Annotated in this window: 22 protein-coding genes; 11 read left to right on the forward strand and 11 right to left on the reverse strand. The window is 37.4% G+C overall.

What is annotated here, in order from left to right:
• Positions 1–68 precede the first annotated feature (68 nt).
• Positions 69–1,151, reverse strand: coding sequence for an agmatinase family protein (locus J2X31_RS02610; RefSeq protein WP_310024166.1), 1,083 nt, complete (start codon positions 1,149–1,151; stop codon positions 69–71).
• A gap of 70 nt (positions 1,152–1,221) precedes the next feature.
• Complete coding sequence (gene kynU, locus J2X31_RS02615) at positions 1,222–2,514, reverse strand: kynureninase (RefSeq protein ID WP_310024168.1); 1,293 nt, start codon at positions 2,512–2,514, stop codon at positions 1,222–1,224.
• 155 nt (positions 2,515–2,669) lie between these two features.
• Here kynU and J2X31_RS02620 point away from each other — a divergent pair, with 155 nt between their 5' ends.
• A complete protein-coding gene (locus tag J2X31_RS02620) occupies positions 2,670–3,125 on the forward strand; it encodes a DUF6934 family protein (protein ID WP_310024169.1) in 456 nt (151 codons plus the stop codon).
• 5 nt (positions 3,126–3,130) lie between these two features.
• A complete protein-coding gene (locus J2X31_RS02625) occupies positions 3,131–3,295 on the forward strand; it encodes a hypothetical protein (RefSeq protein ID WP_310024171.1) in 165 nt (54 codons plus the stop codon).
• 58 nt (positions 3,296–3,353) lie between these two features.
• On the opposite strand, the gene clpX is transcribed toward J2X31_RS02625, so the two are convergent.
• From clpX to J2X31_RS02645, 4 genes are all read right to left on the reverse strand, one after another.
• Complete coding sequence (gene clpX / locus J2X31_RS02630) at positions 3,354–4,589, reverse strand: ATP-dependent Clp protease ATP-binding subunit ClpX (RefSeq protein ID WP_310024172.1); 1,236 nt, start codon at positions 4,587–4,589, stop codon at positions 3,354–3,356.
• 79 nt (positions 4,590–4,668) lie between these two features.
• Positions 4,669–5,340 carry an ATP-dependent Clp endopeptidase proteolytic subunit ClpP gene (gene clpP, locus J2X31_RS02635; protein ID WP_310024174.1) on the reverse strand — a complete coding sequence of 224 codons (672 nt, stop codon included), beginning with the start codon at positions 5,338–5,340 and terminating at the stop codon, positions 4,669–4,671.
• Between the two features lie 294 nt (positions 5,341–5,634).
• Positions 5,635–6,963: a trigger factor gene (gene tig / locus J2X31_RS02640; RefSeq protein WP_310024175.1), complete on the reverse strand. Its 1,329-nt coding sequence runs from the start codon at positions 6,961–6,963 to the stop codon at positions 5,635–5,637.
• Between the two features lie 92 nt (positions 6,964–7,055).
• A complete protein-coding gene (locus J2X31_RS02645; RefSeq protein WP_310024176.1) occupies positions 7,056–7,400 on the reverse strand; it encodes a phage holin family protein in 345 nt (114 codons plus the stop codon).
• Positions 7,401–7,509: 109 nt separating this feature from the next.
• Between J2X31_RS02645 and J2X31_RS02650 the strand changes: the two genes are divergently transcribed.
• Positions 7,510–8,835: a T9SS type A sorting domain-containing protein gene (locus J2X31_RS02650; RefSeq protein ID WP_310024179.1), complete on the forward strand. Its 1,326-nt coding sequence runs from the start codon at positions 7,510–7,512 to the stop codon at positions 8,833–8,835.
• A gap of 63 nt (positions 8,836–8,898) precedes the next feature.
• On the opposite strand, the gene J2X31_RS02655 is transcribed toward J2X31_RS02650, so the two are convergent.
• Positions 8,899–9,660 (reverse strand): alpha/beta fold hydrolase, encoded by a 762-nt coding sequence (locus tag J2X31_RS02655; protein WP_310024180.1) that lies wholly within the window; start codon positions 9,658–9,660, stop codon positions 8,899–8,901.
• 100 nt (positions 9,661–9,760) lie between these two features.
• Positions 9,761–10,474, reverse strand: a complete 714-nt coding sequence (locus tag J2X31_RS02660; protein WP_310024182.1) for a pyridoxine 5'-phosphate synthase — start codon at positions 10,472–10,474, stop codon at positions 9,761–9,763.
• Positions 10,475–10,577: 103 nt separating this feature from the next.
• On the opposite strand from J2X31_RS02660, the gene J2X31_RS02665 reads away from it, so the two are divergent.
• The 8 genes from J2X31_RS02665 to murI all read left to right on the forward strand — a co-directional run bounded on the left by J2X31_RS02665 (position 10,578) and on the right by murI (position 18,972).
• On the forward strand, positions 10,578–11,237 hold the full coding sequence (locus J2X31_RS02665) for a CBS domain-containing protein (protein ID WP_310024184.1): 660 nt from the start codon (positions 10,578–10,580) through the stop codon (positions 11,235–11,237).
• Between the two features lie 79 nt (positions 11,238–11,316).
• Positions 11,317–12,201 carry an NAD kinase gene (locus J2X31_RS02670; RefSeq protein ID WP_310024186.1) on the forward strand — a complete coding sequence of 295 codons (885 nt, stop codon included), beginning with the start codon at positions 11,317–11,319 and terminating at the stop codon, positions 12,199–12,201.
• Positions 12,202–12,376: 175 nt separating this feature from the next.
• Entirely contained in the window at positions 12,377–13,069 is a 693-nt protein-coding gene (gene porG / locus J2X31_RS02675; protein ID WP_310024187.1) for a type IX secretion system protein PorG, read from the forward strand.
• A gap of 3 nt (positions 13,070–13,072) precedes the next feature.
• The gene (uppS, locus tag J2X31_RS02680) at positions 13,073–13,813 is read left to right on the forward strand and encodes an undecaprenyl pyrophosphate synthase (RefSeq protein ID WP_310024188.1); all 741 of its coding nucleotides are present in this window, start codon (positions 13,073–13,075) and stop codon (positions 13,811–13,813) included.
• Positions 13,746–16,487 (forward strand): outer membrane protein assembly factor BamA, encoded by a 2,742-nt coding sequence (gene bamA / locus J2X31_RS02685; protein ID WP_310024189.1) that lies wholly within the window; start codon positions 13,746–13,748, stop codon positions 16,485–16,487. Before uppS ends, bamA begins: the two co-directional genes overlap by 68 nt.
• A gap of 37 nt (positions 16,488–16,524) precedes the next feature.
• On the forward strand, positions 16,525–17,589 hold the full coding sequence (locus J2X31_RS02690; protein WP_310024191.1) for an OmpH/Skp family outer membrane protein: 1,065 nt from the start codon (positions 16,525–16,527) through the stop codon (positions 17,587–17,589).
• 37 nt (positions 17,590–17,626) lie between these two features.
• Positions 17,627–18,124, forward strand: a complete 498-nt coding sequence (locus tag J2X31_RS02695; protein ID WP_310024192.1) for an OmpH/Skp family outer membrane protein — start codon at positions 17,627–17,629, stop codon at positions 18,122–18,124.
• Between the two features lie 71 nt (positions 18,125–18,195).
• Entirely contained in the window at positions 18,196–18,972 is a 777-nt protein-coding gene (murI, locus tag J2X31_RS02700) for a glutamate racemase (RefSeq protein ID WP_310024194.1), read from the forward strand.
• A gap of 1 nt (position 18,973) precedes the next feature.
• Here murI and J2X31_RS02705 read toward each other — a convergent pair whose 3' ends face one another.
• The 3 genes from J2X31_RS02705 to J2X31_RS02715 all read right to left on the reverse strand — a co-directional run.
• Entirely contained in the window at positions 18,974–19,483 is a 510-nt protein-coding gene (locus J2X31_RS02705; RefSeq protein ID WP_310024195.1) for a gamma carbonic anhydrase family protein, read from the reverse strand.
• A 62-nt stretch (positions 19,484–19,545) separates the two neighbouring features.
• Positions 19,546–20,532, reverse strand: a complete 987-nt coding sequence (locus tag J2X31_RS02710; RefSeq protein WP_310024196.1) for a PorP/SprF family type IX secretion system membrane protein — start codon at positions 20,530–20,532, stop codon at positions 19,546–19,548.
• 5 nt (positions 20,533–20,537) lie between these two features.
• On the reverse strand, positions 20,538–21,537 hold a 1,000-nt coding region (locus J2X31_RS02715), incomplete at its 5' end, for a T9SS type B sorting domain-containing protein (protein WP_310024197.1).

Here is a 21,537-nt window from a genome sequence, read left to right on the forward strand (position 1 = left end):
ATTTCCACACTGCCCCAAACAAAAAAAACGGGCAAAAAGCCCGTTTCCACATATAAAATGTAAATCTATTATCGTTTAAAAGCAATTCGCTCCCCAACATGCAGGCCGTTGTTCTTCGCCAACACCCCACACATGTGAAACAGCATTCGTGCCCCAACATTTCCGTCCCAGTCGGTGTCGCCTGGTGCTACTTCCACCAGGTCAAAACCTATGATCTCCTTGCCACTATCGGCCAGCTTGCTCAACAAATAGGCCGCCTCCTCAAACGAGAAACCTCCCGGTACCGGCGTTCCCGTATTCGGGCAATACCAAGGGTACATACCATCTATATCAAAACTAATCGCCACCTTCTGTGGCAATGCGTCAATAATCGCATCGCAATGCTGGGCCCATGTCTTGCCTTCAAAAGTGGCCGCCTTCATGTCCATATCGCTAAACACCATCACACGATCCTTCTGAGCCACTTCCACTTCCTGCTCACAGAAATCACGAATCCCCACCTGCACAATCTTAGAAATCTGCGGGATTTGCAACGCATTATACATGATAGAAGCATGCGAATACTTGAAACCCTCGTAGGCAATCCTCAAATCCATGTGGGCATCCAAGTGAAGGATCCCAAAATCACTATGCTGTGTGGCCAACGCCTCATAATATCCAAGCGGTGTAGAGTGGTCGCCCCCTAGAAGCACGACTTTCTTGCCTTTTTTGGTCCAATACAAAACACGTTCTCTCACCTCATCCTTCAACTCACGACACACCAAATTGATCTTATCCAAATCCGATTGCAACGGTGGCAGGCTTTCAATCACCTCGCCACTTTCCAATGCCTCAATAATCGGTTGTGCCATGGCCTTGTATTTTTTACTGTCGGCTGCCCATTTGTCCGTTTGCTCATTCAAGTCAAGATAGATCCCCAGCTTCCAAAGCTCAGGAAACTCCTGATGGTGTAAATCCACCTGAAACGAAGCATCAAGTATAGCATCCGGTCCTTCGGATGCACCAGCACCATAGCTCACGGTAACTTCCCAAGGCACAGGAATAATCACAATATCACTCTCCTCTGCCGTAAAAGGCAACCCGAAGATACTCTCATCTGCCAATCCCGGTTGAGATGGGTCGAAGTTTTTTATTTTTTCCTCTTTGTTCATTTCTTTATCTTTAAATACAATCGTCTTTTCCCTTGCTTCTGTCTTAATACTTAATACTCCAATCTTAATACTACCCGTGCGACTGAATTCCCTGCTTCAAGATCTGCCCAAACTCATACATATCCTCAAAAGAACAATATAACGGAACTGGTGCAAGACGAATAACATTCGGTTCTCTCCAGTCTGTGATTACTCCATTCTTCATTAGGTATTCAAATAATGAACGTCCTTCTCCATGTAAGAAAACCGACAATTGAGAAGCTCTTTCTAATGGATTTGTTGGCGTAATGATTTCAAACGTACTCTTCACTTCCTTATCAATTTCATGCAGGATGAATTCCAAATAAGAAGTAATCCTATCACGTTTCTCGATCAGTTTATCCATTCCAACTTCTGCAAACATCTCTACCGATGCCAAGTAAGGTGCTAAAGTCAGGATTGGCAAGTTACTGATCTGCCACCCATCGGCTCCTTCAACAGGGTCGAATTGTGGTTCCATCTTGAAACGTCGTTCCTTGTTGTGACCCCACCAGCCTGCAAAGCGTGGCAAATCGTCATCCGTGTGGTGCTTCAAATGCACAAAGCATCCCGAAGCATTTCCAGGTCCTGAATTCATATATTTATAACTGCACCAAGCGGCGAAATCTACCTCCCAGTCGTGCAATTCAAGCTTGATGTTTCCGGCAGCGTGTGCCAAATCCCAACCTACATAAGCACCGGCTTTATGCCCAGCTTCTGTAATGGTCTTCATATCGAATACTTGTCCGGTATAATAATTTACACCTCCAATTAATACAAGTGCCAATTCGTCGCCTACTTCTTCAATCTTCGCTAAGACATCTTCCAGACGGATATTGTGTTCGCCTTCCCTACGTTGAATTTCTACAATCATATCCGATGGATCCATACCCAAATGCTGCGAGTGAAAATGCACCTGACTCTGAATCATGTATTGATCGCTTGGAAACGCTTTCGCCTCACAAAGAATCTTGAATCTTTTAGCCGTCGGGCGATAAAAAGAGACCATTAACAAGTGAAGGTTTACCGTCAAGGTATTCATTACAGTCACTTCGCTTGGCAAAGCCCCCACAATTTTACTCAACGGATTGGCAAAACGCTCGTGGTAATCCCACCAAGGTTTATCTGCATAGAAGTGACCTTCAACTGCCAGTTTTGCCCAATCGTCCATTACCTCATCTACAAAGGCTTTGGTTCTTTTGGGTTGCAATCCGAGAGAGTTTCCTGTGAAATAGATTACTTTTCTTCCGTTTACTTGTGGGAAAATAAATTCATTTCTGTAATGATGAAGGGTGTCTTGAGCATCTAGTTCTTGTGCGAATTCGCGTGTATTTTGAAAAGTCATTGGTTGTTGTTTAGATGGCCGTAAAAATAGGAAAAAAGATTGAGAGCAGGAAGTTAGACCTAATAGGTTTTGAAAACCGCTTGCATCTAATTTCTTGTTAAGCACTACATAAGAAAATAAAATTTGTATTTTTGTTTAGCCAAATTATATAAGCCATGAAGTATCCAAAATACAAATACCGTTCAGAGAAATCGTTGCACTACTATGAGTTTATAAGTGAAGGTCCAAAAGGTCGGATCAAAAAAATCATAGAATATACTGAAACGGCAACAAAAAACGTTTATAATTTAGGTTTTGGAGATTATGACGAAACGACTAAGACGTTAAGCGACATTACTGTAACTAATAATGGAGATAGTTTAAAAGTATTAGCGACAGTAGCTTCTACCGTTTATGCATTTACTCAAAAGTACCCAGAAGCTTGGGTTTTAGCAACTGGTAGTACAAATGTTAGAACACGGTTGTACAGAATGGGAATTACAAATAACCTAGCGGAAATTGCTGAAGATTTTGTAGTTTTTGGTTTTGACAGCAAAGGCAATTGGACTGAATTTATAGTTGGCGAAGATTATGAAGCCTTCCTAATAACAAAAAAAGAAAATTTAAAATAAAAGTTATGACAATAGATGAATTGAATAAATCAAAAGTTCCGATTATTGTCCTTGACAAAAAATTGGAAGAACTTAAAGGAAAAGTTTTATTTCCTGAAAAGCTAGACAAAGCAAATGAAATATTAGCTAAAGCTGGCTTACCTAAAATTTCCAAGAAAAAACAATCTTAAAATAAAATCCCGCCTCATTCCAAAGAACAAGACGGGATTTTTTTTGTATAAATTATATTTACGAAGCAATCTCCAATCGCTTGAGTAAATTTTTGTTCAAGGTATCTTTCACATAATCCCTATCGATTGCCAGCACTTTTTCGTCTGAACTTGGCAGTTCGTACATGGCATCGGTGAGGATGGCTTCGCATAACGAACGTAGTCCACGAGCTCCAAGTTTGTATTCCAACGCCTTATCTACAATATAATCCAAAGCTTCGTCAGTGATGGTGAATTCTACATCATCAATCGAGAATAACTTTTGGTATTGCTTGATTAACGCATTTTTTGGCTGTGTCAAAATGGCTCTCAAGGTTTCTCTATCCAAAGGATCCATGTGCGTCAGTACTGGCAAACGACCAATGATTTCTGGAATCAATCCGAAATCCTTGATGTCTTTTGGTATAATGTATTGCAAGAGATTGTCCTTGTCGATATTATCAGCATTTTTAGAAGTACTGTAACCAACGGCCTGACGGTTCAATCTTTTTGAAATGATTTTCTCCACGCCATCAAAAGCTCCACCTGCAATGAACAAGATGTTCTGTGTATTGACTTCGATGAATTTCTGGTCTGGATGTTTTCGACCTCCTTTTGGCGGTACGTTCACAACGGTTCCTTCCAATAATTTCAATAAAGCTTGCTGGACACCTTCTCCAGAAACATCACGTGTGATGGATGGATTGTCGCTTTTTCGTGCAATTTTATCAATTTCATCGATGAAGACGATTCCTCTTTCGGCTTTTGTCAAATCGTAATCGGCTGCTTGAAGCAAACGTGTCAGGATACTTTCTACGTCTTCTCCAACATATCCAGCTTCTGTCAGAACAGTTGCATCAACAATTGCCAAAGGGACGTCTAACATTTTTGCGATAGTCTTTGCTACCAATGTCTTTCCGGTTCCGGTTTGACCAACCATAATTATGTTGCTCTTTTCGATTTCCACCTCGTCGTTATCCTGCTGTTGCATCAAACGCTTATAGTGGTTGTAAACCGCAACCGACATTACTTTTTTGGTTTGGTCTTGGCCAATTACATATTGGTCCAAAAATGCACGGATTTCTTTAGGTTTCTTCAGAATCAAATCACCACTGGATTTCTTTGAATTCTTATTGGTTTTTAATTCTTCCAAAACAATTCCGTGTGCCTGTTCGATACACCTGTCGCAAATATGAGCACTGATACCGGCAATCAATAAATTGGTATCAGGCTTATTCCTTCCACAAAACGAACATTCTAAAACTTCTTTTGCCATTCTTTTTAGTTTGAAGATGGAAGATGGAAGATGGAAGACAGGACAACTCCCCTCTTCCATCTTCTAGCTTCCAGCTTAATTATCTTCTCAACACTTCATCGATCATTCCGTATTCTTTTGCCTCATCGGCTTTCATCCAATAGTCACGTTCGCTGTCTTTGTGAACTCTGTCGAACGACTGTCCTGAATGGTTTGAAATGATGGCATATAATTCTTCTTTCAACTTCAACATTTCTCTCAAGTTGATTTCCATATCAGTAGCAACACCTTGTGCTCCTCCTGATGGTTGGTGGATCATGACTCTTGAATGTGGCAAAGCCGAACGTTTTCCTGCAGCTCCAGCACAAAGTAAAACCGCTCCCATAGAAGCCGCCATTCCTGTACAGATTGTTGCAACATCTGGCTTGATGTATTGCATGGTGTCATAAATTCCTAGTCCAGCATAAACGCTTCCTCCTGGAGAGTTGATGTAGATTTGGATGTCTTTTGCCGCATCAGCACTTTCCAAGAATAACAATTGTGCTTGAACGATGTTTGCAATTTGATCGTCGATTCCTGTTCCTAGGAATATGATCCTGTCCATCATCAATCTTGAGAAAACGTCTAGTTGGGAAACGTTCAACTGGCGTTCTTCGATGATATATGGCGTCATGTTGGTTGGTGTCATTGCATTTACGATCTTGTCATAATATAATGCATTTACACCTTGGTGCTTTGTAGCAAATTTCTTAAACTCTTTACCGTAGTTCATATATTTTATTTTTATAATTAAAGTAAGTTTATAATTTTAATCAAAGTTTATACCTTGTTGTTTGATGTGACATTGTGTCTTGTTTCCTTTTTTAGCCCAGATAGAAGTGGAAATCCTTTTTTGTGGAAAAGCTATTTTTTCTTGCGGAAAAAGAGCGACCAGAGGAAGCTCCTTTTTGTGCTTAGAAAAAAAGCTTTTTGCAAAAAAGATTGCAACGGATAGCTGGAATGGCTTCAAACAAAAGAGCGTCAAAAAAAACTTCTGACGCTCAAATATAATGATTTTTCTTTGAAATTATTCTCCGTATGAAGCGGCGATAAATTCTTGATAGGTTACTTCCTTTACAGAAGAGCTTACTTTTTCTTTGTACAGGTTTAGCATTTTTTCGCTCATCACTTGGTCAGAAATTCTTTTTGCTTCTTCTTGGTTGGATAAAACTCTTGTTACTATTCCGTCAACATCTGCATCGGTTGGATTCATTTGTCCGAATTGTGCCATTTGTTTCTTGATCATTTCGGCAGTGTATGCCTTTAAATCTTGGAAGTTAAGTTGCAAGTTGTTTTGCGACATCACTCTTCCTTCGATCAATTGGTAACGCAACCCGTTTTCTGATTTTGCGAATTCTTCTTCTGCTTGTTCTGGCGTTAGAGGTGTTTCTCCAACGGTTTGAATCCATCTTTTTAGGAATTCAGAAGGCAAATCGAATTTTGTGCTTTTCAACAACGCTTCTGTCACGTCGTTCAAGAATTTTTGATTGGATTGTGTTTCGAACTGCTTTTCGGCATCTTCCTTGATTTTTTCCTTGATTTCTTCAACAGAAGATACATTTCCTTCTCCGAATAGTTTATCGAACAATTCTTGGTTCAATTCTGCCGGTTCACTTTCTGTGATTTCTTCGATTGTAAAATCTACATTGATATCCAAACCGTGAACATCGTCGTGGCTAACTTTCAAATAATCCATCAATTGGTGATCGTCTTCGAATAAACCTTTCGTGTTTAATGTTACAACATCTCCTACTTTTTTTCCTAAGAATAAAGCTTCAACTGCTTTTTCATCTTTGAAAATCTCCAAAGAAAATTGAGCCGGTGCGTCAATTGCTTTTTCTTCATTTCTAAAAGTTCCCGAAACGTCGTTTCCTTTTTCGAAAGTATCTTTGGCAATCATCTTACCATATTGCTTTTGGATTCTTGCTACTTGGTCTTCCAACATTTTATCGTCGGCAGAGATTTTATATTGTGTCAAGTCTTTGATCGAACCTAAATCGATATCAAAAGTTGGAGCAAGTGCTATTTCGAAATCAAATTCGATTTTCTCGGCATCCCAATTAATATTGTCGTTCTTTACAGGAAGTGGATTTCCTAATAAATCTAATTTTTCTTGTTGAAGGTATTTGGTCAAATCTTCTTGAATGGTTTTGTTTACCATATCCAAGAAAAGAGGTCTTCCGTATTTTTTTTCAATAGTGCTCATCGGAACCGTTCCTTTTCTAAAACCTGGAAGTTCCGTTTGTTTTTGATATTCCTTCAACATCTTTTCTACTTTATAAGTATAATCAGATTTATAAACTGCCACAGTTAGAACTGCATTTAGATCATCGATATTTTTTCTTGTAACATTCATTTTTTTTACGTCATAAAATTGGGTTGCAAAATTATACTTTTTTTGCAACCCAACCAAGTTCTCTTTTAAAGAATTAACAATGTTGTTTTTAATTATTTGTCTTTATCGGTAAATGCAAATGTGAGTGATTGCAAAACTGACAAAATGATACTAAAAAATAAAGCGGTCCAGAAACTGGATACTCCAAAACCGGACACAAGATTATCGCAGAGCATTATTATTACTGCATTTATGACCAACAAGAACAATCCCAATGTTATAACCGTTACAGGCAAAGTGAAAAGCACAAGTAAAGGTTTTACGAATAAATTCAACAAACCAAGCACAATGGCCACAACAATTGAAGTTACAAAACCATCAACCGTAACCCCAGGCATAAAATTCGCAATCAGCATGACCAAGATTGCTGTAACTATAATTCTAATAATCAATCCCATAATTTTTTGTTTTTGTTCTTTCAAATATAGAAAATTTGACAGAAAGTTAATCCTCAAGCAATAATAAAATTTCATACTTTTGATTACTAAACTTCTAAACCCCTATTTTATGAAAAAAACTTTACTCTTACTAGTAACTATCAGTTGCTTTTATTCCCATGCTCAATTTTGGACACCAAAAGCTACTGGATTTAGTCAGGTTAATCGTGGTGTTGATGACATTTCGATTGTAGATGATAATGTTATTTGGGCAAAAGCCTATGATGGAGCAAGCAACACTCCTCAAAACGTGAGACAATTCACCAAAAGTACGGATGGGGGAAACACTTGGACTTCCGGAGCTATCAATTTAGGAACAAATCAAAACACGTTGAACATTTCTTCGATAGTTGGAATTTCATCCACAACAGCTTGGGCAACGGCACACCCTACTTCTACCGTAAATGGTGGCGTTTGGAAAACTGTTGATGGAGGAACCACCTGGACCAAACAAACAACAGCTTTATTCAACACCACGGACTCCTTCACGAATTTTGCTTATTTCTGGGACGAAAACAATGGCGTTGCTCAAGGTGATCCCGCAAACAACTACTTTGAGATTTATACAACATCAAACGGAGGAACAACTTGGACAAGAGTTCCAAGTGCAAATATTCCAACACCTTTATCGGGTGAATATGGATATGTACACAACTATGATGTAGTAGGCGACACTATGTGGTTTGGCACCAATAAAGGACGCTTTTTCAAGTCGATCAACAAGGGTTTAAACTGGACGGTAGTGCAATCGCCAATAACTGATTTTGCAGGAACAACTATGAGTGGAAGCTATTCTTTTTCGGATGCCAACAAAGGGCTTCTTTATGCTTCTACAGGAATTCTATACAAAACAACCAACGGAGGAACAACCTGGACAGCACAAACTTATACAGGAAATGTAGGAAACAGGAATATTGAATATATTCCAGGAACAAGTACAATTGTTTCTGTTGGGACAACTCCAAATTCAACCACTTCCTATACGGCATACAGCACAGATGATGGTTTAACTTGGACGGAAACGATGAGTGGCACACAAGTAACCACATTGAAATTCAAAGATGGCAATCTTGGTTTTGGTGGCGGATTTACAATTTCTTCTACTTCTGGAGGAATCTACAAATATAATAGTACTGCTTTAGGAACGGATGTTTTTTCAAAAATCGATAATTTGATTGCCTATCCAAATCCTGCTTCAAATCTTCTAAACATTAAAGGTGGAAACTTATCTGAAATAAGTGTTTTTGACATGACAGGAAAACAAGTGATGTATCAGAAATTGAATGGCACGGATGTTTTCAGCTTGGATGTTTCGTCTTTAACTGCTGGAATGTATTTACTGCATGCGATTAATGACAATGGCTTGAAATCTTCTTTGAAATTTTCTAAACTATAATTATCAATTCAAAATAAAAAAAGGTCCTTTCTCAATTGCGAAAGGACCTTTTTTGCTTTAAGCTTATTTTAAAAAGCCAATGGTTTTCTGATAGAATTCTTTTGGGTTTTCAGCATGAAGCCAATGTCCAGAATTTGCTACGACTTCGATTTCAGCTTTTGGAAACTGACGCTTGATGGCATCATAATCTTCTTCCTTAATATAATTAGACTTTTCGCCTTTTAAAAATAATGTAGGCTTGTCATACACTAAATCTTCTGGCAAAGCTTCGCCAATATTTTCGATTTGTTTATTGAAGGCTTCCAGATTGAAACGCAAAGCGAGTTGCCCAGGCTCTTTCCAATACAGACTTTTCATCAAAAACTGTCGGGTTCCCATATCCTCTACATACTTTTTAAGGATTTCCTCTACATCAGATCTTTCCGGTTTTACAGAAAAGTCAATCGCATTCAATCCCCCTAAAATATCTTGATGGTGCTGACGGTAATATTTGGGACCTATATCAGCAATGATCAATTTATCGAGTTTTTCAGGATATTTCATTGCAAAGAACATCGCCACTTTTCCTCCCATCGAATGTCCCATCAAATCAATCTTTTCCAGATTGTTCTCTTGACAATAATCGTATAAATCCTGAACCATTAGCTCATAATTGAATTCATCCGAATGCAAACTCCGACCGTGGTTTCTCAAATCGAGCATGTGAACCTGATAGCCTTCCGATGCATATTGTGTTCCCAAAGTTTTCCAATTATCGGACATTCCTAAAAAACCGTGCATGATGACGAATGGCTTTCCTTCTCCTTCTATTTTTGAATACAACATTTTAAAAATTTTAGATTTTAGATTTTAGATTTTAGAATGCAGAAAAGCATGATTTAATTATAAAACCAGAAATCAGCATTTGTTAATCTTCAATCTCAAATTATTTCAACTTATTTAAATACATATTTACAACATTCTCCAAACCAAGATAAATCGCTTCAGAAATCAAGGCATGGCCAATTGAAACTTCCAATAAATTGGGTATATTTTGCTTGAAGAATTGAATGTTATCCAAACTCAAATCGTGTCCTGCATTGATTCCTAAACCTAAATCATTGGCTAATTTTGAAGCTTCAACATAAGGCAGAATTCCACCCTTATTTCCCAAACTGTATTGATGTGCAAAAGCTTCGGTATAAAGTTCGATCCTGTCGGTTCCTACTTCTTTTGCTCCTTCTATCATCTTCAGAATTGGATCTACAAATATTGAAACTCGGATGTCGTTTCGTTGAAATTCCTGCACAACTTCTGTTAAATAGGATTTATGAGAAACAGTGTCCCAACCGGCAGAAGATGTGATGGCACCGATTGCATCTGGAACCAAAGTTACTTGTGTTGGCTTGCATTCTAGAACCAAATCGATGAAATTATGTTGGGGATTTCCTTCAATATTATATTCCGTATAAACAATTGGCTTCAAATCTCTCGCATCCTGATAACGGATATGACGTTCGTCCGGACGTGGGTGAATTGTGATTCCTTGTCCGCCAAACTGCTGGATATCTTTGGCAACCTGCAATAAATTAGGCACATTTCCGCCACGAGCGTTTCTTAATGTGGCAATTTTATTGATGTTTACACTTAACTTTGTCATTGGAATGCTTTTTGTGAATGTTAATGAGGCAAAAATACGAAGTTAAACACCGTGTTTATGCTAAATTTTGATTAATTTGCAGTCGATTATCCACACTTTATATATGACAGAAATCACAGATTACATCAACAACGACTTTAAGGCACTGGACAGTCAGGAAACTATTGACAACGTTCAGGATTTTTTTGCAGAAGTAAATTTCTCCCATTTTCCTGTTGTCGAAGAAAGCATTTACATTGGAAGTATCGCTTCTGAAGATGTCGACACTTTTGATAGTGACAAAAAAATTTCGCACTACCGCTATACCCTCGAAGGTTTTTATGCCCGAACCAATATGATTTGGCTCGACATTATGGAAGTATTTGCCAGAAACCACACCAATGTTATTCCGGTTTTGGACGATGAGAACAAATATGTTGGATATTATGAAATTACCGACATCATCAAGTTTTTCAACGAAACTCCTTTCTTGAAAGAACAGGGCGGAATCATTATTGTCGAAAAAGCCATTACCGACTATTCGATGTCGCAAATTGCCCAGATTGTAGAAAGCAACGGAGGCCGACTTCTTGGCACTTTTGTATCTGACACCACAGTAAATACAATTCAAATTACGGTAAAAATTGGACTTGGAGGTATGAACGAAATCATCCAAACCTTTAGAAGATATGGTTATGAAATCATCTCTGAACATCAGGAAGACAATTACCTTAATGCACTGAAAGAACGATCAGATTATTTAGACAAATACCTTAATATGTAGTGTTTTGATTTGGCAATTTGTTGATTCGTTAATTCGATTAGACAAATAAAAATCAACAAATAAAAAAATCCACCAAAAAATGAAAGTTGCCATTTACGGACAATATTATCAAAACAGTACCGAACCCATCATTCGGGATATTTTTGTTTTTTTTAATCAAAACAATGTCGAGATGGTTATTGAGGCTGATTTTTTGAAGATGTTATACGAAAAACAATTGATCAAGAAGGAATACAAAACCTTCAATTCATACAAGGAACTGGATTCGAGTTTTGATTTATTGTTGAGTATTGGTGGCGACGGAACGATTTTGAGAGCGGCAACACTAGTGCGGAAATCCGGAATTCCCATTTTAGGCATCAATGCGGGAAGATTAGGGTTTTTAGCCTCGGTTCAAAAGGAAAACATCGAAACGTTTCTTCAATTTGTGGTCGATAAAAAGTATACCATCTCTAAAAGAACTTTATTAAGCTTGAGTATCTCCCCAAAAAACAAAGGCATTCAGGATATTAATTTTGCGATGAATGAAATTTCAGTGAGCCGAAAAGATACCACTTCGATGATTACAATTGAAACATATCTTAACGGTGAGTATCTGAATTCCTATTGGGCCGACGGATTGATTATTGCAACTCCCACTGGATCAACAGGCTATTCCTTGAGTTGTGGAGGTCCGATTCTTACTCCAGATGTAAAAAGCCTGGTCATTACTCCTATTGCCCCACATAATTTGAATGCAAGACCTTTGGTGATTCCCGATAAAACAGAAATTCGTTTGAAAGTCACAGGACGAGAAGAACAATATCTTGTTTCGCTTGATTCAAGGATTACTTCCATCAAAAACGAATCTATTCTTACCATAAAGAAAACACCTTTCCAAATCAATATGGTCGAAATTCCCGAGGAAACTTTCCTGAAAACGCTCCGAAACAAACTTCTTTGGGGCGAAGATAAGAGGAATTAAAAACTAAATTACCTGTAAGCTATACTACAACTCACTTTATTATCGTTTGTTATTCCGTTGAATGGTTCAATAATTTACAGAATAATAACCCGTTTAGATATAATTCATCATAAATACTAAATTGTTAATCATTTAGTAGTCAGATTTCTTATATTTGCACGCTATTTTTATAACGATGAATAGACTCTTTTTATCCATAATTTGCCTCATAAGCTTTTCAGCCACTAAAGCCCAAATTCACGAAATTGGTGTTTTTGCAGGTGGAAGTAATTTTGTAGGCGATGTTGGCTCAATGACTTACCTCAAACCTAATGAACTTGCCTACGGATTAATTTATAAATGGAATAAGAGTCCCAGACATTCCTGGAGGGCATCGATAACAAATGTAAAAATCACGGCGGACGACGATAAATCGAAAGATGAAAGACGAAAACAGCGTGATTATGACTTTGAGAACACCATAAAAGAAGTATCTTTAGGGCTTGAATTTAATTTTTTTGATTTCAATTTGCACGATCTTGAAAGACAAATAACGCCTTATGTATTTTTAGGCTTGAGCTATACTCATTATAATGGATTGTATCTGGTGGACAATGGTGCCAGTGCCGATATAAGAAAAGATTCCAGCCACGGAACATTATCAGTCCCAATGGCAGTTGGTGTCAAATCGAACATTACGCCACATTGGGTTTTAGGTTTCGAAATCAGTCCGAGATATACATTTGCCGACGATATTGACGGAAGCTTTCCTAAAAACGATGCTCTTAAAGATTTTAGATTTGGAAATATAAATAGTAATGATTGGTATATTGTTTCGGGTTTTACACTAACATATACTTTTGGAAACAAGCCTTGCTACTGTGATTAAATAATGGATTTACTAGACAACATAAACAAAGATAATTTACCAAAACACCTTGCCATAATCATGGACGGGAATGGCCGTTGGGCTAAAAAACAAGGCCTAATGAGGGCTTTTGGTCATGAAAACGGTACAAAATCAGTAAGAAAAACTGTTGAGAGTTGTGCAAAACTTGGCATCGAAAATCTTACTTTATATGCCTTTTCTACCGAAAACTGGAACCGACCAAAACTTGAAGTTGATACTTTAATGAAACTGCTTATCAGTTCCTTAAAAAATGAGTTGAAAACACTTGTAGAAAACAACATCAAACTTCATACAATCGGCAATTTAGAAAAGCTTCCAAAGAGTGCTCAAAAAGAACTTTTAGAAGTAATTAACAAAACAAAAGACAACACCAGAATGACCTTAACCCTTGCATTGAGCTATGGTTCAAGGGAGGAACTCATCTCTGCAATTAAAAACATAAGTAGTAAAGTTAAAAATAATATAATTTCAATAGACGCTATTGACGAATCAATTATTAATCAGCATCTTTACACGCAAAATTTACCGGATGTAGATTTATTAATAAGAACCAGTGGCGAACATAGAATCAGTAATTTCCTTCTTTGGCAGATAGCCTATGCAGAATTATACTTTACAGACGTTCTTTGGCCAGATTTTACAGAACAAAATTTATATGAGGCTATCATTAGTTATCAAAAAAGAGAACGAAGATTCGGAAAAACAAGTGAACAAATTAAATAATTTTTTAGTGTTAAATAAAAGCATACAATTCTTCTTCACAATTCTATTTTTTGGAAGTATTTCTCAAGTAAAAGCTCAAGATAGAGTTCCTTTTGATCAAGGAACACCCTATATTTTAGCCGACATAAATGTCACTGGAAAAATAAGCTACAATGAACAAACCGTAGTAACATTTACAGGCCTTGAAAAAGGACAAAGAATTACAGTTCCCGGTGAGGAAATAAGCAACGCCATTAAGAAATTAGGAAAACTTGGTCTTTTTAGTGACATTGATTTTTTTGTCAATAAAATAGAAGGCGATAGTATTTTTTTAGAATTGAATATTAATGAGCTCCCAAAATTAAGCGAAGTAAAAATTACAGGTGTAAAGAAATCCAAAACCGAAGCACTTATAAAAGACAACAGCCTTACAAAAGGAAAAATTGTCAATGAAAACTTAGTTACCACTACAAAAAACTACATTGAAAACAAGTACAAAAAAGACGGTTTTTTCAATACCAAGGTAAACATTACAACCATTCCCGACACAACTTCTGGAAACGAAGTTAAGATGCTCGTTACTATTGACAGAGGTCAAAAAGTAAAAATCAAATCAATCGATTTTACTGGAAACGAAAAATTCACAGACCGAAAATTGCGTAATGCAATGAAAAATACCAAGCAAATCAATCCGATACGTATTTTGAAAAGATCAAAATACATCAAGGAAAAATATGAAGAAGATTTGGTTAGCGTTGTCAATAAATACAAAGAAAAAGGATACCGTGATGCAAGAATCGTTTCTGACACTGTTGCTTACAACAAGGAAAAGAATAAGATTGACATAAAAATAAATATCGAAGAAGGAAAGAAATACTATTTTGGGGATATTAAATTTTTAGGAAACACGATTTATACAGACAGGGGATTGAGTACTATGTTAGGTATAAAAAAAGGAGACGTTTACAATGGAGTTCTTTTGGAAAAAAGAATTGCCGATAAAACTAAACCCGACGGGGATGACATTACCAATTTATACCAAAACAACGGTTATTTGTTTTCACAGATCAATGCCGTGGAAGTACGAACGGAAAACGACACCATTGATTTTGAAATCAGGATTCTAGAAGGACCTTTGGCCTATTTTAATAAAATTACAGTGACCGGTAATGACAAGACCAATGATGAAGTGATTTATCGTGAACTTAGGACAAAACCAGGTCAGAAATACAGCAAGGAAGATTTGATCCGATCCATTCGTGAAATTGGAGCAATGGGATTTTTTGATCCAGAAGCTATAAATCCAGCCTTTAAAAATGTTGATCCAGCTGCCGGAACTGTTGATATCGAATGGCAATTAGTTGAAAAAGGATCCAGCCAGATTGAACTACAAGGTGGTTATGGCGGTGGAGGTTTCATCGGAACTTTAGGACTTTCTTTCAACAACTTTTCTGCACGAAATATTTTCAACAAGGATGCCTACCAACCACTTCCGATGGGAGATGGTCAAAAAGTGGCACTCCGTTTGCAAGGAAGCAGTTTTTTCCAAACCTATAGTTTGTCGTTTTCGGAGCCATGGTTTGGAGGAAAGAAACCGGTGAGTTTTAGCACTTCATTGTCATACAGTAAACAGTTCTTAAACAATTTCAGCACCAATAGTGTTGACAGAAGTAGAAGTTTCAACATCATCTCGCTTTCTGTTGGTTTGGCAAAAAGATTAAGTGTCCCGGATGACTCATTTGTTCTTTCTCAGGCCTTGAGTTTCCAATACTATGATTTAAATAATTACAACACAGGTCTGTTTAGCTTTGGAAATGGATCTTCACGAAATTTTGCCTACACGGTTGGATTAACCCGAAACAATAAAGGAACAAACCCTATTTTCCCGATGTATGGTTCAGAGTTTAGCATTACTGCAAAATTGACACCACCTTATTCATTATGGAACAATATTGATTACAAGGCTTTAGAAAACGAAAAAGACTATAAATTAAGATATGCAGGAGCTACTGGGACTTTCGACGTTAATGGACGCGAAATTAATCAAGGAGATCTAATCAAAACAAGTGGGACTGGTTATGAAATAGTTGAGGAAGTAAATTTTGCTGATGCCGATGTTGACAGATCAAAAGTAGATCAAAAGAAATTTAATTGGCTGGAATATTATAAAATTAAGATGAAAGCTGATTGGTATACAAAAATTTATGATAAATTAGTACTTCGTTCTTTAGTGGAGTTCGGTTATCTAGGAAATTACAATAGTGCAAGAGGCGACGTACCGTTTGAAAGGTTCTTTTTGGGAGGAGACGGTTTGGCCAACTTTGCATTAGATGGAAGAGAAGTTATCCAATTAAGAGGATACCCAAATCAATCTTTAACACCTTTTGATTCAACTGGAAACCAAAATGGTGCAACAATTTATAATAAATTTTCGTTAGAGCTTAGATATCCATTAACTTTGAAACAGCAAGCCTCTATTTATGTCTTGACCTTTTTTGAAGCGGGTGCTGCTTATACAGGCTTTAAAGACTACAATCCTTTTCAACTACAACGTTCGGCTGGATTTGGTTTAAGAGTATTTATGCCGGCATTTGGCTTGTTAGGTATTGATTTCGCACACGGATTTGATGCACTCCCAGGAGCAACACAAAAGAATGGATGGGAAACACATTTCATTATCGGTCAGCAATTTTAAGGAGTTTGGCACGATATTTTCTAACACAGTTTAAGTTATGAGAAAGCATTTTTTACTACTATTACTAATTACTGTAACATTTACAGCAAATGCACAAACTGCAAGAGGTATCCGTATCGGGTATATCGATATGGAATATATATTGCAAAATGTTCCTGATTTTACAGAAGCAAAAAATCAGTTGGAGCAAAAAGCTCAAAAATGGAAACAGGAGATCGAAGTAAAGAAAAATGAAATCAACAAATTAAAGGAATCTTTAAAAACCGAAAGAGTGCTCTTAACCAAGGAACTCATTGAGGAAAGAGAAGAAGAAATTTTGTTTCAAGAAACAGAACTTACTGCATTCCAAGAAAAAAGATTCGGACCTAATGGCGATCTAATAGTTCAGAAAGCTGTTATGGTAAAACCAATTCAAGACCAAGTTTTTACAGCCGTTCAAGATATAGCCGAACAAAAAAAATATGATTTTGTTTTAGACAAATCCTCAGACCTTACTGTTCTTTTTGCTGCAAAACGTTTTGACATTAGTGATGCCGTTATCAGAAGCTTGACAAGAAGTTCTAAAAGAAGTCAATTAAGCAAGAAAGAGCTTAAAGAAGAAGAAATAAAAGAATATCAGGAAGATTTGCAAGACCAAAATTCTGATTTGGCAGCACGTCAAAAAGCACTTGAAGATAAGCGAACAGCAAGAGAAAAAGCTGCTGCCGACAAGAAAGCGGAAAGAGAACGTTTGATGGAGGAAAGAAAACTTGCAGCTCAAGAAAAAAGAGAAGCCGCATTGGCAAAGAGACAACAGCTAATTGACGAGAAAAATGGCAAAAAACCAGAAGCCTCAAAACCAGAGGATGCCAAAAAAATTGGTACTGAACCTGTAAGTGAAGACAAACAAAAAACCAGCACACAGGAATCTACCAAAGTAGAAACTTTGGAAGACAAACAAGCCGCTAGAAAAGAAGCTGTTGATGCAAAAGCAAAAGAACTAGAAGAAAGGAAGAAAGCAATTGCCGATAAAAAAGCAAAAATATTAGCCGATAGAGAAGCTGCCAAAAAAGCAAAAGAGGACAAAAAAGAAACGGAGAATAAAACAGAAGAAAACAAATAACAAATAAAATTAATTACTTACTTTAAAATTGAAAATGATGAAACAATTGAAAACTTTACTACTTGCTGCAGTTTTATTTTTTGGAGCAAATCAAGTTAACGCTCAAACAAAAATAGCTCACGTTAATGTGGAAGAGATAATGACTAAAATGCCGGCAGTAATTGATGCCCAAAAGCAAATTGAAAAATTAAGTCAAACTTATGAAGCGGATTTTACTACAATGAGAAATGAGCTTCAAACAAAATTGCAAAAATATTCAACTGAAGCTGAACAGGTAACGGATGCCATAAACAAAGAACGTTCGAAAGAAGTGGAAGACATGGAAAGAAGAATCCAAGATTTTGGCCAAAATGCTCAAAAAGAGTTACAACAGAAACAAATGGACTTGATGAAACCAATCCAATTGAAGATTAAAGCTTCAATTGAAAAAGTGGGTAAAGCAAAAGGATTCCAATACGTTGCTGACATGGCAAGTTTTATTTTAGTAGATGGAACTGACTTAACTGCTGATGTAAAAAAAGATTTAGGATTTTAAAACCTTCCTAGAAATACAAAAACTGTCCATTCATTAATTTGATTGGGCAGTTTTTTTTTATATTTGTTTTTATGACTAACAATAACCCTATCGGTCTTTTTGATTCAGGAATTGGAGGGACTTCCATCTGGACCAAAATACATCAGCTGCTCCCAAACGAAAGCACAATTTACTTAGCAGACAGTAAAAACGCACCTTATGGACAAAAATCTAAAGATGAAATCATCGCACTGAGCATTAAAAATACGGAATACTTACTGAACCAAAATTCAAAGTTAATTGTCGTTGCCTGTAACACAGCAACTACAAATGCCATAAAAGAACTTAGGGCAAAATATGATGTTCCTTTTATTGGAATTGAACCAGCACTTAAACCTGCAGTGAATAATTCAGAAACTCAAGTTATAGGTATTCTTGCCACAAAAGGAACTTTAAACAGTGAGCTTTTCAATAAAGCAGTCAAACTTTATCAAGATACTACGATTATAGAGCAAATTGGCTATGGTTTAGTACAATTAATAGAAAATGGAGACATGAACTCCCCCGAAATGTTCGAATTGCTTAAAACCTATCTAAATCCTATGATTAAAGCTAATATTGATTACCTTGTTTTAGGATGTAGTCATTATCCTTACCTCATCCCTCAGATAAAAAAAATTCTGCCACCACACATCAAGATTATCGATTCTGGAGAGGCTGTTGCAAGGCAGACACATACTATTTTAAAAGAAAAGGTCGGCTTTAATGTTTCTGAAAAACCCCATACTGCCTTTTATACAAATACCGATCCTAAAGTACTGTCAGAGATTCTAAATCACGAATATCCTATTGAGGAACGGGACTTTTAATTTATTTAAACCAGCTTGAATACATCACATAATTATTCGAAATCCTTTCAATTTCTCCTGCAAAATCAGACTGATCAATGTCTTTTACTTTCTTAGCGGGAACACCCGCATAGATACTTCCTGATTCTATAACAGTATTCTGTGTTATAACTGCACCTGCAGCTACAATCGAATTGCTTCCTATAACACAATTGTCCATAACAATAGCACCCATTCCAATTAAAACATTATCGTGAACCGTACATCCGTGAACAATGGCATTGTGGCCAATGGAAACATTGTTACCGATTAATGTGGGATGTTTTTGATAGGTACAATGAATTATTGCACCATCTTGAATATTCACCTTGTTTCCTATCTTTATAAAATGTACGTCGCCCCGAATAACCGCATTAAACCACACACTGCAATTAGCACCAAAAGACACATCTCCAACAATAGTAGCATTTTCCGCTACATAGCAGTCATCCGGAATAATCGGACTCTTTCCGTTTACACTTTTTATTACCATAGATTTATTTTTAAAAAAAAGTCCCGAGATTATCGGGACTTTGAATAATATCATTACTAAAATTAGTTGATAGCAGGACAGTTACAATCCCATTTCTCTCTCTTACAGAAAAGATTGATACCTAAAGTGAATTGGTGAAAACCACCAGCATACTGAATGTCTCCTAATAAATGAGAATACTGGTATGCGAAAACTAAATTATTATAATTTAGACCAACAATTGGAGTCAAGTATTGCAAATTTTGTTTGTTCACACTTCCATTATCCTCATATTGAGTCGCGTCAAAACTTCTTCTATAAGAAAAACCACCCCAAAGTTTGCCGAATTCCAAATCTTTATAAACTTTCAAGTTCAAATCAATTGATTTCTCTTTAGTCTCATCTGTATATTGAAACAGGAAAGAAGGTTCCAATTGCAAACGATCGCTATCTCCAAAAACATATCCAGCACTGAATAATAGTTTTCTTAAATTATCCGGTTCAACATCTGTGTATATATCTCTTCTAGATTCTAGAGCGTTCTTTACTGTTAAATGAGTATAGAACTCTAAATAATTATAGGAAGCACCTATATCTACGTTAAAGTAAGAATCCTTTTGGATTGTCCCATCATTATTTGGATCGAACTCTGGTCCCCAATCACTTTGGTCTAATTGACTTTGGATCAATCCGACGCTCATACCAAATGACAACTGATTCAAATCAACATCTGATCTTGAAAACATAATGTGATGAGCATACGTTAATTTCACTCCTTTTTGAGAGTGGTATCCATTTCTGTCATTAAATAAAATGATTCCGCCTCCAGACTGTTCCCCTAAACTTCCATTAAAACTGGCTGTTTGTAATGCTGGAGCTCGATCGTCTCCAAACCATTGTTGTCTAGCAGTAAGCCTAACTTTAGCACAATTTGCGGCTCCTGCCATTGATGGATGAATCAAATAATAATTATCTGATAAATAATCTGTATAAACTGCAATACCTTCTTGCGAAAATGAAATCTGTGATATGAACAATAATAATACTAAATAGCCTTTTTTGAAATTCATCAGGGTTAACGTTTTAATGAAAAATGTGCTTTAAATTCTTTTCTAATTCCTTTTTCCTCGTAATCTAGGGTAAACCAATAATCAGTTGCAGGAAGCAGCTGTCCGTTGAAGGTACCGTCCCAGCCCAATCCCTTCGTGCTGATTTCCTTCACCAGTTTTCCGAATCGGTCAAATATATAAATTTTTGCGTTAAGTTCCTCACCGAATTCGGAAATATTCCAAGTATCGTGGATTCCGTCTCCGTTAGGGGTGAAGTACTTCGGATAGTCGATGATCGTAACCTCACCGGTTAGCACGTCGCACGCCTGTGGATCCCTTACCGTGATCGTGTGGGTGCCCTGGCTGATGTTGTCAAACACGTTGCTGTCCTGGAAGGGACCGTAATCCAGCTGGTATTCGTAGTCGCCGGCCGGTTGTGCCGTGATGGTCACCGTCGGGTTCTGCGAGAAGTAATCGTTCACCGTATAGTCGAAGCTTATCGGAGGAGATGACTGGTAGACCGTGGCAAAGGCCGTCTGTTGACACTCTGTCACTATATCGGTGATCGTAACCGAATACTGCCCTACGGCAGATGCCTCATAGAAACTGCTTGTTGCAGTAGGTATTACGCCATTTGCATCCGACCATTCGAAGGTGTATTGCCCGTCGTTCAGGCCGGTGTCGAGAACATAGGTCCTTGTAACGGCAAGGGTGATCGGATCAATACAGATATAGCCGTCCTCGATGCTCACCTGCGGCAGTTCATTCACCTCTACCGTAACCGAACCCGTTAGGGGCTGTGAACATGCATCCACTCCCGTATAGGTAACGCTCACCAATTCATAGACCGTAGTTTCTGTAAGGGTTCCTGTTGAGGCGTATGCATAACCGGAAGGGTCGATCTGTGCCGTCTCGTTGTTCAGCACCCCGGCTATGTTGTAGGTCACCACCGCTCCGGGGGTTCCCTGAAAGGTAATGCTTGAGCTCTCCCCGGAACAGATAGGGCTGGTTCCTCCGATTGAAATC

This window comes from Flavobacterium arsenatis (assembly GCF_031456785.1).
Taxonomy (GTDB): Bacteria; Bacteroidota; Bacteroidia; order Flavobacteriales; family Flavobacteriaceae; genus Flavobacterium; species Flavobacterium arsenatis.

Coding starts and splice junctions, on each gene's coding strand:
- J2X31_RS02650 (WP_310024179.1), top strand. CDS start 7,510: ATGAAAAAAACTTTACTCTTACTAGTAACTATCAGTTGCTTTTATTCC.
- J2X31_RS02660 (WP_310024182.1), bottom strand. CDS start 10,474: ATGACAAAGTTAAGTGTAAACATCAATAAAATTGCCACATTAAGAAAC.
- murI (WP_310024194.1), top strand. CDS start 18,196: ATGACTAACAATAACCCTATCGGTCTTTTTGATTCAGGAATTGGAGGG.
- J2X31_RS02705 (WP_310024195.1), bottom strand. CDS start 19,483: ATGGTAATAAAAAGTGTAAACGGAAAGAGTCCGATTATTCCGGATGAC.
- kynU (WP_310024168.1), bottom strand. CDS start 2,514: ATGACTTTTCAAAATACACGCGAATTCGCACAAGAACTAGATGCTCAA.
- clpX (WP_310024172.1), bottom strand. CDS start 4,589: ATGGCAAAAGAAGTTTTAGAATGTTCGTTTTGTGGAAGGAATAAGCCT.
- J2X31_RS02610 (WP_310024166.1), bottom strand. CDS start 1,151: ATGAACAAAGAGGAAAAAATAAAAAACTTCGACCCATCTCAACCGGGA.
- J2X31_RS02625 (WP_310024171.1), top strand. CDS start 3,131: ATGACAATAGATGAATTGAATAAATCAAAAGTTCCGATTATTGTCCTT.
- clpP (WP_310024174.1), bottom strand. CDS start 5,340: ATGAACTACGGTAAAGAGTTTAAGAAATTTGCTACAAAGCACCAAGGT.
- J2X31_RS02710 (WP_310024196.1), bottom strand. CDS start 20,532: ATGAATTTCAAAAAAGGCTATTTAGTATTATTATTGTTCATATCACAG.
- J2X31_RS02665 (WP_310024184.1), top strand. CDS start 10,578: ATGACAGAAATCACAGATTACATCAACAACGACTTTAAGGCACTGGAC.
- uppS (WP_310024188.1), top strand. CDS start 13,073: ATGGATTTACTAGACAACATAAACAAAGATAATTTACCAAAACACCTT.
- J2X31_RS02670 (WP_310024186.1), top strand. CDS start 11,317: ATGAAAGTTGCCATTTACGGACAATATTATCAAAACAGTACCGAACCC.
- J2X31_RS02695 (WP_310024192.1), top strand. CDS start 17,627: ATGAAACAATTGAAAACTTTACTACTTGCTGCAGTTTTATTTTTTGGA.
- porG (WP_310024187.1), top strand. CDS start 12,377: ATGAATAGACTCTTTTTATCCATAATTTGCCTCATAAGCTTTTCAGCC.
- J2X31_RS02620 (WP_310024169.1), top strand. CDS start 2,670: ATGAAGTATCCAAAATACAAATACCGTTCAGAGAAATCGTTGCACTAC.
- tig (WP_310024175.1), bottom strand. CDS start 6,963: ATGAATGTTACAAGAAAAAATATCGATGATCTAAATGCAGTTCTAACT.
- J2X31_RS02690 (WP_310024191.1), top strand. CDS start 16,525: ATGAGAAAGCATTTTTTACTACTATTACTAATTACTGTAACATTTACA.
- J2X31_RS02645 (WP_310024176.1), bottom strand. CDS start 7,400: ATGGGATTGATTATTAGAATTATAGTTACAGCAATCTTGGTCATGCTG.
- J2X31_RS02655 (WP_310024180.1), bottom strand. CDS start 9,660: ATGTTGTATTCAAAAATAGAAGGAGAAGGAAAGCCATTCGTCATCATG.
- bamA (WP_310024189.1), top strand. CDS start 13,746: ATGAGGCTATCATTAGTTATCAAAAAAGAGAACGAAGATTCGGAAAAA.